The following is a 16,579-nucleotide window of genomic DNA, read 5'->3' on the forward strand; positions in this document are numbered from 1 at the left end:
TTGCCACAATGGGCAACTGCACCTAACGCTTTTCCTCTTTCAACAAATATCCCGGGGTCTGGGGCAGCGCCCCAGCCAGATGCCGCTTACGCCAACAACTTATGGCAAAGCTCCAACCCTTTGATCAGCGTATCCACCTCATCGCGGGTGTTATAAAGCCCAAAGGACGCGCGCGCCGTGGCCGCCACGCCCAGATGCTCCATCAGCGGTTTGGCGCAATGATGCCCGGCCCGCACGGCAATGCCCTTTTTGTCGAGAATGGTCGAGATGTCATGCGCATGCGCCGCGCCGTCCATGGTCAGCGAAAAGATCGCCGCTTTGCCCGGTGCAGAGCCCTGCACGTTCACCCAATTCAGCCCGGCAAAACGCTCCGCCGCATAGGCCGCCAAATCAGCCTCATGGGCGGCGATGTTTTCCATGCCAAGACCCATCATATATTCAAGCGCGGCCCCCATGCCGATGGTTTGCACAATACCCGGCGTGCCGGCTTCAAATTTTAACGGCCCGCTGGCATAGGTCACGACCTCTTTGCGCACATCATCAATCATGTCGCCGCCACCCATAAAGGGCTGCATTTCAGCCATGCGCTCTTTCGCGACATAAATCGCACCGGACCCAGAGGGGCCATAAAGTTTGTGGCCGGTGATGGCATAGAAATCACAGCCCAGATCCTGCACGTCCACAGGCATATGCACCGCACCTTGCGAGCCATCCACCAGCACCGGAATTCCGCGCGCTTTGGCACCCGAACAGATGGTTTTCACATCGACGACGGTGCCCAACACGTTGGAACACTGCGTGACCGCAATCAGCCGGGTTTTATCAGTGATCGCATCCAGAACCTTTTGCGGGTCAAGCGATCCATCAAGCTCCGGATCCACCCATTTCAGCACCACACCCTGCCGTTCCCGCAGGAAATGCCACGGAACGATGTTGGCGTGATGTTCCATGGTCGACAGGATGATCTCATCCCCGGCTTTCAGACGCGGTGCCGCCCAGGCGTAAGAGACCATATTGATCCCCTCGGTGGTGCCAGAATTAAAGATAATCTCGTCTTCTGACCCTGCGTTCAGGAACCGCTGAACAATCCCACGCACCGCCTCATAGCGTTCGGTTGATAGGTTTGAAAGGTAATGTAAACCACGGTGAACATTGGCATATTCCTCAGCGTAGCCGCGCGTAATCGCATCAATCACCACCTGCGGTTTCTGCGCCGATGCGCCATTGTCCAGATAGGTCAGCGGCTGGCCGTTCACCTCACGCGCGAGGATCGGAAAATCGGCGCGGATTTTTGTGATATCAAACATGCTTACACTCCCATCTCGATGGGTTCGACACCCATGAGAACAAGCAGGAACGACAGTGCAAACACTGCCAGAATTAGTACGGTGATGATGGAGACAAAGACCAGACCGGCGGACCGGAACCCGTGGCTTTCGGCGGTAAAATGGCTGAGGATCCAGAAAAACAGAACCGAACTCATCACCATTAAAATACCCGCCATCGCCGGGGCAAACAGCGAAAAGACAAGCGTGACCGTCTGGAACCCAAGCAGCACAAACTCCAGCCATATCGCAATAGTGATCGCGTCATCCAAACGCCCCTGACCACCGGCCATGCGCCCCATCAGATAGATGGCCCAGACGCCAACGCTTAAGAACACACCTTCGATCACGCCAAGGATGGTCGCCAAAACAACCATCAACAAAAGCACCAACCAACGCACTTTGCGCGCCACAGGCAGATCAAACAGATCGCGGGCGACCTTGCGTGGTTCGGGGATGGTTTGCAGCACCATACCAAACAGATATCCAGGGGTAAATTGCATCAGCGTGGCCATTCTGCTTGGCGGAAGTTCAGCGACCAAAAGGCGATAAAGGCCACAAGGGCGATCAATCCGGTGATCTGAAGCTGTACACTCGGGCCGATAAACCCGGCGACAAGGCCCCACAACAGCCACAAGGGGCTGGCGCAAAGCAACGCCCAAAACAGCGCAAATCGTGCGCCAAACGCGGTGCCTTTGCCGCCAAAGGGTTTCGACACAATATGCGTCAACGTGCCCAAACCATACAGCACCAGCGGCATGATAAAGACCCAACCCAAAAGCGCGGCCCCCAGCAGCATGTTCAGCTCTTGCCCGGTATCAAACGCCTCTCGCGCAAGGCGTGGCATTTGTGCGGAAAACACCAAAAGGCAGGCACCAATCAGGATGGCGAGCGCACGATCTTCGCGCACCCCATGCCCCAAACGACGGTCAAACACCTCTCGCGGGGTGCGGTAGCTTTTCAGCACATCTTGCATGACCGACATTGGCCTGCCCTTTCCTCAGCGCCCCGGCTTAACCGCGGTGACGCTCCAGCCACGCTTCTAGGCGCGATACGATATCATCGGCGATGTCCGCATCTTCGATTTCCTCGATGGTGTCCGCCAAAAACGCCAGCACCAACAGGTCGGTGGCAATGCGTTCCGGCACACCGCGCGAACGCAGATAGAACAGAGCTTCTTCGTCAATCGCCCCCGAGGTCGACCCATGCGAACAGGCCACATCATCGGCATAAATCTCAAGCTCGGGCTTGGCAAGGAACTGTGCGTCTTCATCCAGCAAAAGCGATTGCGACTTTTGGTAGCCATCGGTCTTTTGCGCGCCCGCTTTCACAAGGATTTTGCCTTGAAAAATGCCCGTGGCGCCGTTTTTCAGAACCTTTTTAAACACCTGACGGCTTTCGCAGTTCACCGCATCATGGGTGACAAAAACCGTGTCATCGTGCAAAAATGCGCCGTCGGCACCATCGCCAAGCGCGGCGCCGGCCACATGGGCTATGGCGTCATCGCCCAAAATCTCAATCACACATTCGTTGCGGGTGAGCATGCCATTGACGGCCATGGTAAAGCTTTTGAACACGCTTTCACGGCCCAAACGCGCAAAGATATGGGTCAGAACATGGCGGCCATGATCGCGACCCTGCGCGCGCACATGGTGGAACGATGCCCCATCAGCCACGTCAATTTCGGTGACCATCGACAGACGTGCCGCCGCCGTACCGTTTTCCAAAAGCGTCAGCGACGCGCCCTCTTCCACCTTCACCACATGGTGCAAAATGGCGTCAGAGGTGTCGGAAATATGGCGATACATCACGCTGACCGGGCGCGACACTTGGCCGGTCGCCCGGATCAAGACACCATCGGTTGCCATGGCCGAATTATGCGCCGCCAAAGGCCGGTCCACAGGATTGTGACCACGGGTTTCAAGCGCGCCGTAAAGGCCGCTGGCCCAATGGATGTCGGCTTTTGCAGCCTCCGCAAGGCGTTCAATTTCAAGCCCTTCGCCGGATAGATCATCCGAGGCCTCTGCATCAAACACACCGTCGACGAAGACGATTTTCAACCGGTCCACCGCATGAAAAACCGGCTGTTCATCACCGTAATCAAAGGCGGCGGCAGGGGCCGCTTGTTCCGCCAGCAGCGCGTCCGGTCGGGTCCATTTCCAATATTCATCGCGGCGCTTTGGCAGACCCATTTGGGTCAAACGTGCGGCGGCATCGGTGTGGGCTTTGGCCAACCACGCGCCAGAGGCGGGGCGCTCCTCGGCTGAAATCAGCCCCTCATGTTGTGGTGCAGGTGTGTTTACGGGGCTGTTCATGCGTCCAGCTCCGCCAGAATGTCGGCATAACCGTTGTTTTCAACTTCCAACGCCAGCTCTGGTCCGCCAGTTTTCACAATGCGACCGCGCGCCATGATGTGCACGACGTCTGGTTTGATGTGGTCCAAAAGGCGTTGATAGTGGGTGATCACAAGAAACGACCGCCCTTCGGCACGCAGGGCATTCACGCCCTCAGACACCAGTTTCATTGCATCCACGTCCAAGCCGCTGTCGGTTTCGTCCAAGATGCACATCTTAGGCTCTAGCATCGCCATCTGCAGGATTTCATTGCGCTTTTTCTCGCCGCCCGAAAAGCCGACATTCACCGGACGCTTCAGCATATCCGCGTCGATCTTCAGGTCTTTGGCTTTTGCGCGAATGAATTTCAGGAAATCAGCGGCGGACATTTCATCCTCGCCGCGCGCTTTACGCTGTGCGTTCACGGCCGTGCGCAGAAAGGTCATATTGCCGACACCGGGGATTTCCACCGGGTATTGAAACGCCAGGAACAGGCCAGCGGCGGCACGCTCTTCCGGGTCCAGATCCAACAGATCTTCGCCGTCCAAAGTTGCGCTCCCAGCGGTCACCTCATATCCATCACGCCCGGACAGCACATAAGACAGCGTCGATTTACCCGAGCCATTTGGCCCCATAATCGCATGCACCTTCCCGGCAGGCACTTCCAGATCCACACCCTTGAGGATTTGCTTGTCTTCATCTTCAAGTTTGACTTCCAAGCCTTTGATGCTCAGCATATTTTCTTCCTTCGCGTATTTCTCAAGGTCGCGCCTTGAAACCTATTTCTGCGCTGAGTTCTCAGCAAATTTTTGGTGATCCCCGCCGTGATCTAGCCCCAGCGGCGCATCAATGTCAGCAGCAACCGTGCAGCGATAAAGCCCAGCACAATCCCGCCGCCAACCCAATACATCGGGTTCAAAAGCTCGCGTGGGTTGAGGTTCACAATGATCACCCCGGCCAGACCGCCCAATGTCGGCATGACAAAGGGGATCACCGCTTCAATCTTGCTCAACAGGCTTTGTCCCTGCGCCATTACCCAACGGACCCCTCAAGCGAAATCGCCACAAGCTGTTGGGCTTCCATGGCAAATTCCATCGGCAGCGCCTGAAGCACCTCTTTGGCAAACCCATTCACAATCAGCGCCACGGCCTCTTCTTCGTCCATCCCGCGTTGGCGACAATAGAACATTTGTTCCTCATCCACCTTCGACGTTGTGGCCTCATGTTCCACCCGGGACGAGTTATTTTTGACCTCAATATAAGGCACCGTATGCGCCCCGCACTTATCGCCAATCAACAGGCTGTCACATTGGGTGTAATTGCGCGAGTTTTTCGCCTTCGGGTGCATCGACACGAGGCCCCGATAGGTGTTTTGCGCTTTGCCGGCCGAAATCCCCTTGGACACGATGCGAGATTTCGTATCACGCCCCAAATGCACCATTTTGGTGCCGGTATCGGCCTGTTGATGATTATTGGTGATCGCGATCGAGTAAAACTCGCCCTGGCTTTCCGCCCCGCGCAGGATGCACGAGGGGTATTTCCACGTCACAGCCGACCCGGTTTCCACCTGCGTCCACATCACTTTCGACCGATCCCCACGGCAATCCGCGCGTTTGGTCACAAAGTTATAGATGCCGCCCTTGCCCTCTTCATCACCGGGATACCAGTTCTGAACGGTGGAATATTTCACCTCGGCGTCTTCCTCGATGATGATCTCAACCACAGCGGCGTGCAGCTGAGCGGTGTCACGTTGTGGCGCGGTACAGCCTTCAAGATAGCTCACATAGCTGCCCTTGTCGGCAATGATCAGCGTGCGTTCAAACTGGCCGGTGTTTTCCGCGTTGATGCGGAAATAGGTCGACAGCTCCATCGGGCAGCGCGTGTTTGGCGGGATATAGACAAACGACCCATCGGAAAACACGGCGGAATTCAGCGTCGCGTAATAATTGTCCGACACTGGAACCACGGATCCGAGGTATTTTTTCACCAGCTCAGGATGCTCGCGGATCGCTTCTGAAATCGAGCAGAAAATCACGCCCGCCTTCTTCAACTCGGCCTGAAACGTGGTGCCCACAGAGACAGAATCAAACACCGCATCCACCGCGACTTTGCGGCCCTCAGCGGGCATATCTTCCGCACCCTCAACCCCCGCAAGGATCATCTGTTCCTTCAACGGAATGCCAAGTTTCTTGTAGGTTTCCAACAGCTTGGGATCAACGTCATCAAGGCTCTCGGGCTTTTTCTCCATCGATTTCGGACGCGCGTAATAATACTGATCCTGAAAATCAATCTCTGGGTAATTCAACAGCGCCCATGACGGCTCATCCAGTTTTTCCCAACGCTCAAACGCCGAAAGACGCCATTCGGTCATCCATTCCGGCTCTTCGTTTTTCTCGGAAATCAACCGGACAATATCGGGGTTCACGCCCTTGGGCGCATACTCCATCTCAATCTCGGTTTCCCAGCCGTATTTGTAAGCCCCCGCGAGCGTTTTCACCGCCTCAACGGTTTCCTCCTCGACGCCTTCTTTGACGTTCAGATCATCCAAACCAGCCATGTCGTCCTTTCAATCCACTACCCGTTTCGGGCGCGGAATTTCTTATATTCACGACCCCAGGCATCGGCAAATGCCAGGATCTCTTCCTCACTTGTCGAGGCACCGATAGATACGCGGATCGCGCAGGCGGCCTCTGTCTCACTAAACCCCATGGCGCGCAAAGCGGCGCTGGATTTGACCTTCCCTGATGAACACGCAGAGCCCGCCGAAATGGCAAATCCTGCAAGGTCCATCACCATCACTTGCGTCGCGCCTTTCCAGCCGGGCGCGATGAAACAAGAGGTGTTCGGAAGCCTGTTCGCGGCATTCCCGACAAAAATAGTGGATTTTTCCGATTCCGCAATGGTCTTTTCTAGAATCTTTCTAAGCTTTGCGATCCGTTCGCAACTTCCCCCTTCAATTTCACGCTGGGCGGCTTTCGCGGCGGCGGCAAAGCCCGCGATGCCAATGACATTCTCTGTGCCAGAGCGGCGCCCCATTTCCTGCCCGCCACCTTTGATCTGCGCGGCAAGATCGGTTCCGCGTTTGATCACCAACGCCCCAACGCCTTTCGGTCCACCCAATTTATGCGCCGAGACCATCGCCATCTGCGCCCCGCACCAATTGAACGCAAAGGGAATTTTGCCAAAAGCCTGCGTGGCATCGGTCAGCAACAAACCTTCAGGCAATTTTTGGATCACCCCGGTTTCAGAATTGGCCAGCTGGATCGCAGAGATCCCCGGCGCATCGGTGGACATCAGTCCATCTGCATCAACAGGCAACTCTTCGACACACCACGACCGCACCGCATCATGTTCAACCCCGGAACACCGCGCATCTTGGCCCGCCAAACCCAAAGCCGCCGCCTCAGTCGCCGAAGATGTAAAGATAATATCCGCGCCCTCAGCGCCCAAACAGACCGCTAAATCCTTGCGCGCCTGCTCAATCAACCCCTTGGCCGCGCGCCCTTCGGAATGCACCGAAGACGGGTTGCCCAGCACATCCATCGCCGAGATCATCGCCACCCGCGCCTCATCGCGCAGCGGTGTTGTGGCGTTCCAATCGAGGTAAACGCGCGCCATAATGTGATCCTTTGCTTAGAAAATAACGAGAAGAGGTGCTATTCCTCGTCCACCACCGAAAACAATGTCGGCACGGCGGGGCACGGGGTCAGTTCGTTTTTCACCACATCCGACAGGCGGGTCTGGTGAAGGAATACATAGACATGCGCAGACAACCCTTCCCACAGACGGTTGGTCATGCTTTGCGCGCGCGATCCTGATTGCCCACCGGACGCCCCTGCCCCTTTGTGCAAGGCGGACACCGTTTCATCGACCGCTGTCAAGATTTCAACCACGCGAATGTCGCTGGGGGATTTTGCCAACCGATACCCGCCGCCCGGCCCGCGCACACTTTCCACCAGCTCGGCGCGGCGCAGTTTCACAAACAACTGTTCCAAATAGGGCAACGAGATATCCTGACGCTTTGACAGATCGGTCAGCGACAACAGCTCGCCTTCGGGCATCATCGCCAAATCCGTCAACGCCACCATGGCATACCGCCCTTTGGTTGAGAGTTTCATGTTTGTCGCCTCGCTAAACACTGCCAAAAACATTGACCTCGACCGCTTGGGCCACTAGGTCATTATGGATACGCGAAAAATGGCCAATTTGGCCCAACACGCGCACACCGTATTATGGCGCTCACCCGGACCCGTCAAGAAAAGCCGGACCGGTGAGGTGACAGGAGAGACTGAGACGTATGCCCGAAGTCATTTTTCCCGGCCCCGAGGGCCGGCTCGAAGGCCGCTATCACCCGCAAAAAACCAAAGACGCACCGATTGCGATCGTGTTGCATCCCCATCCGCAATTTGGCGGAACGATGAACAACAAAGTCGTCTATAATCTGCATTATGCGTTCCACAAGATGGGCTTTAACGTGTTGCGGTTTAATTTCCGCGGCGTGGGCCGGTCGCAAGGCGAATATGATCAGGGCGTGGGCGAATTGTCCGATGCGGCCTCGGCGCTGGATTACCTGCAATCCATGAACCCAAATGCCAAACATTGCTGGGTGGCTGGCTTTAGCTTTGGCGCCTGGATTGGCATGCAGCTGTTGATGCGCCGCCCGGAAATCACCGGATTTATTTCGGTGTCCCCGCCCGCAAATATGTATGATTTCAGCTTCTTGGCGCCTTGCCCAAGCTCTGGTCTGATGATCAACGGCACCGCCGACCGCGTGGCCCCACCCGTGGACACCCACGCGCTGGTTGATAAATTGCACGAGCAAAAAGGCATCACCATCACCCACACCGAAATCGAAGGGTCCGGCCACTTCTTTGAAGAGCCTCATATGGACACGATGATTACCTGTGTGGATGAATATGTGCGCCGTCGCCTGACCGAAAACACACGGTAAACGCGGAAAACGAGGGCAAGCTTTATGGATTTTCTAGAACAGGTTGCCGATGATTTGGCCAAAGATGTGCTGAAGGTGGTCGAGGCGCTGGATGATGAGGAAATCATTATGCAGATCAACAAAACCATCACCGCATCCTCCGCCACTTTGGGCGAAGCTTACATGACGGCGGTTCGGGTGCGTCGCGCCGAAGGTCGGGCGCGTCAGTCCTTAAAGCAGATCGCAGAATCCAGACTGTCAAAATAGACTGGCAAAATAGACTGGCAAAATAGCTACGGATCGTTCAGATCTGGCACAAAAAAGGCGGGGAATTCCCCGCCTTTTCTTATGGTTATCAGGCTATTTTAAAGCTTGTAGATATCGCTGAACTTCTGTTCGAGATAGGACAAGAGCGGCTCTACCGATACCGGCTTGCCACAGGCATGTTCAATGGTCGCAATCGGTTCACGCAAGCCACCAAATTGCTGCAAATTCTGGCCCAACCATTTGGTCGCATAGGTCGCCTTGCCGCGTGCCAGTTCCGCATCCAGATCCGGCAGATCCGCCCGCAGTGCCTCATTCAAACAGCCCGCATAAATATTGCCCAAGGCATAAGTCGGGAAATATCCGATCAGGCCCACCGACCAATGCACATCCTGAAGCACCCCGTTTGAGGCTTTGTCGACCTCATAGCCAAAGTCCGCCGCAAACCGCGCATTCCACGCCTCTTCCAGATCCGCCACATCCAGCTGGCCGTCAATCAAACGTCGCTCCAGATCAAAGCGCAGCATGACATGCAAATTATACTGCACCTCATCCGCCTCGGTGCGGATATAGCCTTTGTTGATCCGGTTCACGGTGCCATAAAACGCCTCAGCCGAGGTGGCAGGCGCCTTGCCAAACACCTGCTCCATCTGTTCATACAAATAGCCGGTAAAGGCGCGCGAGCGGCCAAATTGGTTCTCGTAAATCCGCGATTGGCTTTCATGCACGCCCATCGACACGCCGGCGCCCAACGGGGTCAGCAGATATGTGTCATCAATACCAAGCTCGTAACAGGCATGGCCCACCTCGTGAATGGTGGAATAGATGCAGTTGAACGGGTCTTCCGCCGCGGTGCGCGTGGTGATGCGCACGTCTTGACCGGACCCAGAGCTGAACGGATGCACCGCCTTGTCCAGACGTCCATGCCCAAAATCATAGCCGAATTTCTTGGCCAGCTTGCGCGACAGCTTCATCTGTTTCTTGGCGGGATAGGTGCCGATGATTTTCTCTGGCTGCCGATCCGCCCCCATGGCCGCGTCGCGCAGTGCCACAAGCCGGGGCCGCAACGCATCAAACAGCTTCTGGATGTCATTGCCGGTGGTGCCGGGCTCGTAATCTTCCAACAGCGCGTCATAAAGATCGCCACCATTCGCCAACGCCGCCGCCTCTTCGCGTTTCAGAGAAACCACCTGCTCCAGCACCGGTTGAAAGGCTTTATAGTCGTTGGCCGCGCGCGCATCCGCCCATTGGCGTTGCGCCTTTGAGGTCACGCGGGCGATTTCTGTCGCCAGCGCCTCTGGCATACGCGAACGGCGGGTAAAGCTGTGGGTGATGTGACGGATATTGGCCTGCCCGACCGCGTCCAGATCAGCGACATTGATCGCCGCAAGCCAATCGCCAATGCGCGGATTGGTTTGACGTTGATGCAGCATCTTCTCCATCACCGCCATCTCTTCGGCGCGCTGATCTTCGGCGCCGGGCGGCATCATCACCTCTTGATCCCAGCCCAATCGGCCCGCCACTTCGCCCAACGCAGATGTGTCGCGTTGGAAAGCCATCAGTTCATCATATGCAGTCATATCAACCTCTTACGGATTGCTCGGTGGGGTATCCCGCCAAAAAGCGTGCGTTCAGAATAAGGACAAAAGCCAGAATGGCGCCCACTTGGTGGGTGATTGCCACATGTAAGGGGGATGCTTGCAACACGGTTGTGATGCCCAGCACCGCTTGCGCCAGGATCATCACCACAGCAAGCGAAAATCCCATACGTGTGGTGGCATTGGGCGAGCGGCGCGACACGCGCCACACGACCAGCGCAAACACCACCACCGTATAGCCCAGCATCCGGTGCATAAACTGCACCAACCCGGCGTTTTCAAAGAAATTGCGCCAGATCGGCGTCAATTCAAAGGCCTCTGGCGGGAAGAACTGATCCGCCATCCACGGCCAGTCCACAAAGCTGCGCCCCGCATCAATGCCCGCCACAAGCGCGCCCAGCAGGATTTGCAAAAACGCCAGATGCAAAAGCCCGGTGCCCATGCCAAACAGCTTGCCCTCGCGTGCGCGCCGTGCGGCCATCAGACCCGCCGCGTCGCGCCCAAGTGTCAGCATATACCAGGTGATCAGCCCAAGAATGATAAACGCCAAGCCCAGATGCGTGGCCAGTCGGTAAGAGGCCACATCGGTCATTTCGCCGGTCAGGCCAGACGAGACCATCCACCAGCCAATGGCCCCCTGAAGTCCGCCCAATGCGCCAAGTCCAACCAAGCGCGGCACCCAGCCCGTCGGAATGCTTTTTGTTGCCAGAAGCAGCAGAAAGCCAACCGCCCAGACAAGCCCAATAAAGCGCCCCAACTGACGATGACCCCATTCCCACCAGTAAATGCCCTTAAAGGCGGCAAGATCCATCCCTTTGTTTTGCAGCTGGAATTCCGGGATTTGTTGGTATTTCTCAAACTCCAGCACCCAATCCGCGTCATTTAACGGCGGCATCGCGCCGGTGAAAGGCGCCCATTCGGTGATCGACAGACCAGAATCCGTCAACCGCGTCAGCCCGCCAACAATAACCATCGCCGCAACCAACCCAAAAAGCATCATCAACCAGACCCGCACCAAGGTACGGTTGCCGCCCCCGGCCCCGCCACGCTCGATCCCGCCGGTCTGGGCAATGGGTTTGGTGGTTTCACCGTTTACGTCCTCAAAAATGCTACGAGGCTTAGACATTTGGCTCTCCGTATGAATTGGCCGTATGAATTGGCCACATTAATCGGCCGCATCAATTTGGCCGCGATATTCCTTGATGAGCGCGCGAAAGCCAAGGCGAAAAAGGTCGAAAACGGCGTCCTCTCTCCGTCATATGTTAGCGAATAAGAAAACCGGCGCGAAAACGGCAAAAACCCGCGTTTATTCGTGCCAGATCAGCCCCTTTCGGTTGCCCCTGCACCCCCCCCAATGATATAGAGGTTCAATCAAGATATTGTGTGAAACGCACCAAAACGGCGGACAACGTGAGCGACACTCCAGAAACTCCCGAAAACACAGGCGAAACACCGCCTGAACGCCCCGTATACGACGGGCCAAACATCACCATCGAAGATGAGATGAAAACCTCTTACCTCGATTATGCGATGTCGGTCATTGTCAGCCGGGCGATCCCAGATCTGCGTGATGGATTGAAGCCGGTTCACCGGCGCATTCTCTATGCCATGTATGAAACCAACAACGGGCACGACAAACCGTATCGCAAGTCGGCCCGTCCTGTGGGTGACACAATGGGGAAATACCACCCCCACGGGGACAGCGCGATTTATGACGCCTTGGTGCGGATGGCCCAGCCTTTTGCAATGTCCCTGCCGCTTTTGGATGGTCAGGGGAACTTTGGTTCGATGGACGGGGACAACCCGGCGGCGATGCGCTATACCGAAGTTCGGATGGACAAACCGTCCGCCTCGCTTTTGGCGGACATCGAAAAAGACACCGTTGATTTTCAAGACAACTACGACGGCAAGGACCTGGAACCCACTGTTTTACCTGCACGTTTTCCAAACATGCTGGTCAATGGTGCGGGCGGTATTGCGGTCGGGATGGCCACCAATATTCCGCCGCACAATCTGGGCGAAGTGATTGACGCCACCCTTGCGCTCATTGAAGATCCGGACCTGACCTCCGAAGGTTTGATGCAATATGTGCCCGGCCCGGATTTCCCAACCGGTGGGATCATGCTGGGGCGAACTGGTGCCAAAAAAGCCTATCTCGAGGGGCGCGGTTCCGTGGTGATCCGCGCAAAAACCCGCGTTGAAGAGATTAGGAAAGACCGCTATGCCATTGTTTTGGATGAAATTCCCTATCAGGTGAACAAAGCCACGCTGGTGGAACGTATTGCCGAAGGCGTGCGCGACAAAAAGCTTGAGGGCATTTCGTCTGTGCAGGATGAAAGTGACCGGATTGGCGTGCGGGTTGTGGTCGAGTTGAAACGCGACGCCACCGCCGAAGTGGTGCTGAACCAACTGTTCCGTCACACACAGATGCAAACCTCGTTTGGCTGTAATATGTTGGCGCTGAATGGCGGCCGTCCTGAGCAACTGACGCTTCGTGATTTTCTCAGCCATTTCGTGACCTTCCGCGAAGAAGTTGTCACCCGACGGACCGCATTTGAACTGCGCAAAGCCCGCGAACGCAGCCACATTTTGTGTGGTCTCGCGGTGGCGGTATCGAATGTGGATGAGGTGGTTGCGACCATCCGCGCCTCTGCTGATCCGGCCGACGCGCGCGCCAAGCTGATGGAACGTCGCTGGCCTGCCCATGACATTGCGGAATACATCCAGCTGATCGACGATCCGACCCATAAGCTGAACGATGACAACACCTATAACCTGTCTGAGACACAGGCCCGCGCGATCCTGGAATTGCGACTGCAACGCCTGACCGCGATGGGTGTGAAAGAGGTGACGGATGAGCTTCAAGAATTGGCCGGTAAGATCCGGGATTTCTTGGATATTCTGCGGTCTCGTGAACGTATTATGTCGATCATTTCGGACGAGCTGAATGAGGTCAAAGAGGCCTTTGCCGTGCCGCGCCGCACAGAGATTGTCGACTGGTCCGGTGACATGGACGACGAAGACCTGATTGAACGCGAAGACATGGTCGTGACCGTCACCGAAACCGGCTATATCAAACGCACCCCGCTGGCTGATTTCCGCGCGCAAAAGCGTGGCGGCAAGGGTTTGTCGGGCATGTCGACCAAAGACGAAGATGTGGTGACACAGCTGTTTGTGGCCAACACCCACACGCAGCTGCTCTTTTTCACCACCGAAGGCATGGTGTATAAGCTGAAAACCTGGCGTCTGCCCCAAGGTGGCCGGACCGCCAAAGGCAAAGCCATTGTGAACATTCTGCCGATCCCACCGGGTGTGTCGATTGCCGCCATTATGCCGGTCGATCGTGACGACAGCGAATGGGATGATTTGCAGGTGATCTTTGCGACCTCTAAGGGATCCGTGCGCCGTAACCGTCTGTCAGACTTCACAAATGTCATGCGCAACGGCAAGATTGCGATGAAGTTTGAAGGTGACGATGAAGGCACCCGCCTGATCAACGCGCGGATTTGTGACGAGAATGACGATGTCATGCTGGTCACCTCGTCGGGTCGCGCGATCCGTTTCTCGGTCACGGATGTGCGTGTGTTCAACTCGCGCGCGTCAACCGGGGTTCGCGGCATTAAGCTGGTCAATGACGGCGACGAAGTTGTGTCCATGTCGGTAATCCGCCACTTTGACGCCACTTCGGACGAGCGTATTGCGTACCTGAAAATGCGCCGTGCGTTGGCCGGTGCGGATGCGGCTGGTGATGACGAGGACGGCGAAGAAGACGTTGTCGGCGCCATCACCCAAGAGCGGTTTGAAGAGATGCAGGCGGCCGAAGATCTGCTTTTGACCATCACCGGAAGCGGCATTGGTAAAATCTCCTCGAGCCATGATTACCCTGTGCGGGGTCGTGGTGGTCAAGGGGTTGGCGCGATGCGCGGCGGTGATATTGTGGCTTCCTTCCCGGTTGAAATGACCGATCAGGTGATGCTCGCGACCTCTAAGGGCCAGTCGATCCGCTGTCCTGTGAATGGCATCAGCTTCCGGTCACGCTCGGCTGGGGGTGTGAAAGTGTTCAACACTGGCAAAGGCGAAAGCGTTGTGTCCGTGGCCCGCGTTGTGGAAAGCGACGAAGAGACCACTGATGTTGATGGCGAAAACACTGGTGGCGAGAATACTGGTGGCGAGAATACTGCGGCAACAGGCGGTTCCGAGTGAACCGCCTCGCGCTGATTGCCTATCTCACCGATGACTATGATCGGGCGATAAATTGGTTTCGGGAAGCTCTGAGGTTTGAGCTTCTCGAAGACACCGATATGGGAAATGGCAAACGCTGGGTGCGCATGGCGCCGCATAAATCCGCCGAGACCGCGTTTCTAATCGCCCAAGCCAAGGGTGATCAGGCGGATGTGATTGGCAAGCAGGCGGGCGGGCGCGTCGGGCACTTTTTACAGACCGATGATTTCGCCGAAATGCACGCGCATATGTTGGCCTTTGGTGTGCGTTTTCGTGAAGATCCGCGGAATGAGCCGTACGGCACAGTTGCGGTTTTTGAAGACCTTCATGGCAACCCCTGGGATCTGATCGAATTTGGGTGAGTCCACCCCTTTAAAGACTTTAAAGTTTCGACTTAGCACCCTTTAAAGAGTTTACAGTTTTGCCAATTGGACCTTTAAACAGTTTAAAGTTTGCGGTTTCAAATCTTTAAACTGTTTAAAGTTTTGGAAGCAGGCAGATTGTCCCACTCGGGCTTTTCTTTTCTCTGATTTTGACCTATTTCACCCAGATGACTGATAAGATTTTGCATATTGTCGGCGGCGGAATGGCCGGCTCCGAGGCGGCTTGGCAAGCGGCTAAAATGGGTGTGGATGTGGTGCTGCATGAGATGCGGCCCAAGGTGGAAACCTTTGCCCACCGCACCGGGGATTTTGCGGAAATGGTCTGCTCTAATTCCTTCCGTTCTGATGATGATGAACAGAATGCGGTTGGCCTTTTGCATTGGGAAATGCGCGCTGCCGACGGGTTGATTATGACCACGGCAGACCGGCATAAACTGCCTGCGGGTGGGGCTTTGGCGGTAGATCGTGATCCCTTTGCGGCGGACGTGACCGCACAGTTGATGGCGCTGCCGAATGTGTCGGTTGAATATGGCGAAATCACAGAATTACCCAATGAAAGCAATTGGATATTCGCAACTGGCCCCCTGACCAGCCCTGCCCTTGGTGAGGCCATTCAGGCGGAAACCGGCGCTGATGCGCTGGCGTTTTTCGACGCCATTGCGCCAATTGTTTACGCCGACAGCATTGATATGGATGTGGTCTGGGCGCAGTCGCGATATGACAAGGGCGAGACCGAGGAAGAGCGGAAAGCTTACCTCAACTGCCCGATGACCAGGGATCAATACGAAGGCTTCATTGACGCGCTTTTGACAGCCGACAAAACCGAGTTTCACGAGGGGGAAACCGCTGGGTACTTCGATGGTTGTTTGCCGATTGAAGTGATGGCTGAACGCGGTCGCGAAACGCTCCGATTTGGCCCGATGAAGCCGGTTGGGCTGACCAATGCCCATAAACCGGATGAAAAACCCTATGCGGTGGTCCAGCTGCGTCGCGACAATGCACTTGGCACATTGTTCAACATTGTTGGCTTTCAGACCAAGATGAAGTACGGCGCGCAAGCCGCTGTATTTAAATCAATTCCCGGTTTAGAAAATGCGAATTTTGCCCGCTTGGGCGGCATTCACCGCAACACATTTATGAACTCTCCGACCCTTTTGGATCACCAATTGCGCCTGAAATCCCGCCCCAATTTGCGCTTTGCCGGGCAAGTGACCGGCGTGGAAGGCTATGTGGAAAGTGCCGCGATGGGGTTGATCGCGGGGCGTATGGCCGCCGCTGAAATTCTGGGGCGAGAGCTTCCCGTGGTGCCGCAAGACACCGCGATGGGCGCGCTGATCCACCACATCACGGGTGGTGCTGAGGCGAAAACCTTTCAGCCGATGAACGTAAATTTTGGCCTGTTTCAACCTGTTGATGGGTTAAAAGGCGGACGCCGTGGCCGCAAAGATCGCTATAAAGCTTATACAGATCGGGCCAAAGCGGACTGGACGGCATGGCTCGCTCATTTTGACTAAAGGAGTGGGTGT

At 56.0% G+C, this 16,579-nt stretch carries 16 protein-coding genes; 5 read left to right on the forward strand and 11 right to left on the reverse strand.

The window, feature by feature from the left end; translation table 11 throughout:
• Nucleotides 1–86 precede the first annotated feature (86 nt).
• The 9 genes from KKW20_RS13240 to iscR all read right to left on the reverse strand — a co-directional run bounded on the left by KKW20_RS13240 (nucleotide 87) and on the right by iscR (nucleotide 7,775).
• Nucleotides 87–1,307 (reverse strand): cysteine desulfurase, encoded by a 1,221-nt coding sequence (locus KKW20_RS13240; protein WP_214568379.1) that lies wholly within the window; start codon nucleotides 1,305–1,307, stop codon nucleotides 87–89.
• Nucleotides 1,308–1,309: 2 nt separating this feature from the next.
• A complete protein-coding gene (locus KKW20_RS13245; protein WP_214568380.1) occupies nucleotides 1,310–1,828 on the reverse strand; it encodes a YIP1 family protein in 519 nt (172 codons plus the stop codon).
• Nucleotides 1,828–2,310, reverse strand: coding sequence for a YIP1 family protein (locus KKW20_RS13250; RefSeq protein ID WP_214568381.1), 483 nt, complete (start codon nucleotides 2,308–2,310; stop codon nucleotides 1,828–1,830). The genes KKW20_RS13245 and KKW20_RS13250 overlap by 1 nt, the downstream gene beginning before the upstream one ends.
• 28 nt (nucleotides 2,311–2,338) lie before the next feature.
• On the reverse strand, nucleotides 2,339–3,640 hold the full coding sequence (locus tag KKW20_RS13255) for a SufB/SufD family protein (protein WP_214568382.1): 1,302 nt from the start codon (nucleotides 3,638–3,640) through the stop codon (nucleotides 2,339–2,341).
• Nucleotides 3,637–4,395, reverse strand: a complete 759-nt coding sequence (gene sufC, locus KKW20_RS13260) for a Fe-S cluster assembly ATPase SufC (protein WP_214568383.1) — start codon at nucleotides 4,393–4,395, stop codon at nucleotides 3,637–3,639. Before sufC ends, KKW20_RS13255 begins: the two co-directional genes overlap by 4 nt.
• A gap of 92 nt (nucleotides 4,396–4,487) precedes the next feature.
• Nucleotides 4,488–4,670: a hypothetical protein gene (locus tag KKW20_RS13265; protein ID WP_246534605.1), complete on the reverse strand. Its 183-nt coding sequence runs from the start codon at nucleotides 4,668–4,670 to the stop codon at nucleotides 4,488–4,490.
• Nucleotides 4,671–4,690: 20 nt separating this feature from the next.
• A complete protein-coding gene (sufB, locus tag KKW20_RS13270; RefSeq protein ID WP_214568385.1) occupies nucleotides 4,691–6,214 on the reverse strand; it encodes a Fe-S cluster assembly protein SufB in 1,524 nt (507 codons plus the stop codon).
• Between the two features lie 17 nt (nucleotides 6,215–6,231).
• A complete protein-coding gene (locus KKW20_RS13275) occupies nucleotides 6,232–7,275 on the reverse strand; it encodes a cysteine desulfurase family protein (protein WP_214568386.1) in 1,044 nt (347 codons plus the stop codon).
• A 38-nt stretch (nucleotides 7,276–7,313) separates the two neighbouring features.
• Complete coding sequence (gene iscR / locus KKW20_RS13280) at nucleotides 7,314–7,775, reverse strand: Fe-S cluster assembly transcriptional regulator IscR (RefSeq protein ID WP_214568387.1); 462 nt, start codon at nucleotides 7,773–7,775, stop codon at nucleotides 7,314–7,316.
• Nucleotides 7,776–7,954: 179 nt separating this feature from the next.
• Here iscR and KKW20_RS13285 point away from each other — a divergent pair, with 179 nt between their 5' ends.
• Both KKW20_RS13285 and KKW20_RS13290 read left to right on the forward strand, forming a co-directional pair.
• On the forward strand, nucleotides 7,955–8,608 hold the full coding sequence (locus KKW20_RS13285; protein WP_214568388.1) for an alpha/beta hydrolase: 654 nt from the start codon (nucleotides 7,955–7,957) through the stop codon (nucleotides 8,606–8,608).
• Between the two features lie 24 nt (nucleotides 8,609–8,632).
• A complete protein-coding gene (locus KKW20_RS13290) occupies nucleotides 8,633–8,854 on the forward strand; it encodes a hypothetical protein (RefSeq protein WP_214568389.1) in 222 nt (73 codons plus the stop codon).
• A gap of 98 nt (nucleotides 8,855–8,952) precedes the next feature.
• On the opposite strand, the gene KKW20_RS13295 is transcribed toward KKW20_RS13290, so the two are convergent.
• Both KKW20_RS13295 and ctaA read right to left on the reverse strand, forming a co-directional pair.
• The gene (locus KKW20_RS13295) at nucleotides 8,953–10,431 is read right to left on the reverse strand and encodes a carboxypeptidase M32 (protein ID WP_214568390.1); all 1,479 of its coding nucleotides are present in this window, start codon (nucleotides 10,429–10,431) and stop codon (nucleotides 8,953–8,955) included.
• A 1-nt stretch (nucleotide 10,432) separates the two neighbouring features.
• The gene (ctaA, locus tag KKW20_RS13300) at nucleotides 10,433–11,575 is read right to left on the reverse strand and encodes a heme A synthase (RefSeq protein ID WP_214568391.1); all 1,143 of its coding nucleotides are present in this window, start codon (nucleotides 11,573–11,575) and stop codon (nucleotides 10,433–10,435) included.
• 284 nt (nucleotides 11,576–11,859) lie between these two features.
• On the opposite strand from ctaA, the gene gyrA reads away from it, so the two are divergent.
• The 3 genes from gyrA to trmFO all read left to right on the forward strand — a co-directional run bounded on the left by gyrA (nucleotide 11,860) and on the right by trmFO (nucleotide 16,567).
• Complete coding sequence (gene gyrA, locus KKW20_RS13305; protein WP_214568392.1) at nucleotides 11,860–14,652, forward strand: DNA gyrase subunit A; 2,793 nt, start codon at nucleotides 11,860–11,862, stop codon at nucleotides 14,650–14,652.
• Nucleotides 14,649–15,032, forward strand: a complete 384-nt coding sequence (locus KKW20_RS13310; protein ID WP_214568393.1) for a VOC family protein — start codon at nucleotides 14,649–14,651, stop codon at nucleotides 15,030–15,032. The genes gyrA and KKW20_RS13310 overlap by 4 nt, the downstream gene beginning before the upstream one ends.
• A gap of 188 nt (nucleotides 15,033–15,220) precedes the next feature.
• Nucleotides 15,221–16,567, forward strand: coding sequence for a methylenetetrahydrofolate--tRNA-(uracil(54)-C(5))-methyltransferase (FADH(2)-oxidizing) TrmFO (trmFO, locus tag KKW20_RS13315; RefSeq protein WP_214568394.1), 1,347 nt, complete (start codon nucleotides 15,221–15,223; stop codon nucleotides 16,565–16,567).
• Nucleotides 16,568–16,579: the final 12 nt, after the last annotated feature.

The organism is Aliiroseovarius lamellibrachiae (assembly GCF_018599245.1).
In the GTDB taxonomy this organism is placed as follows: Bacteria; Pseudomonadota; Alphaproteobacteria; order Rhodobacterales; family Rhodobacteraceae; genus Aliiroseovarius; species Aliiroseovarius lamellibrachiae.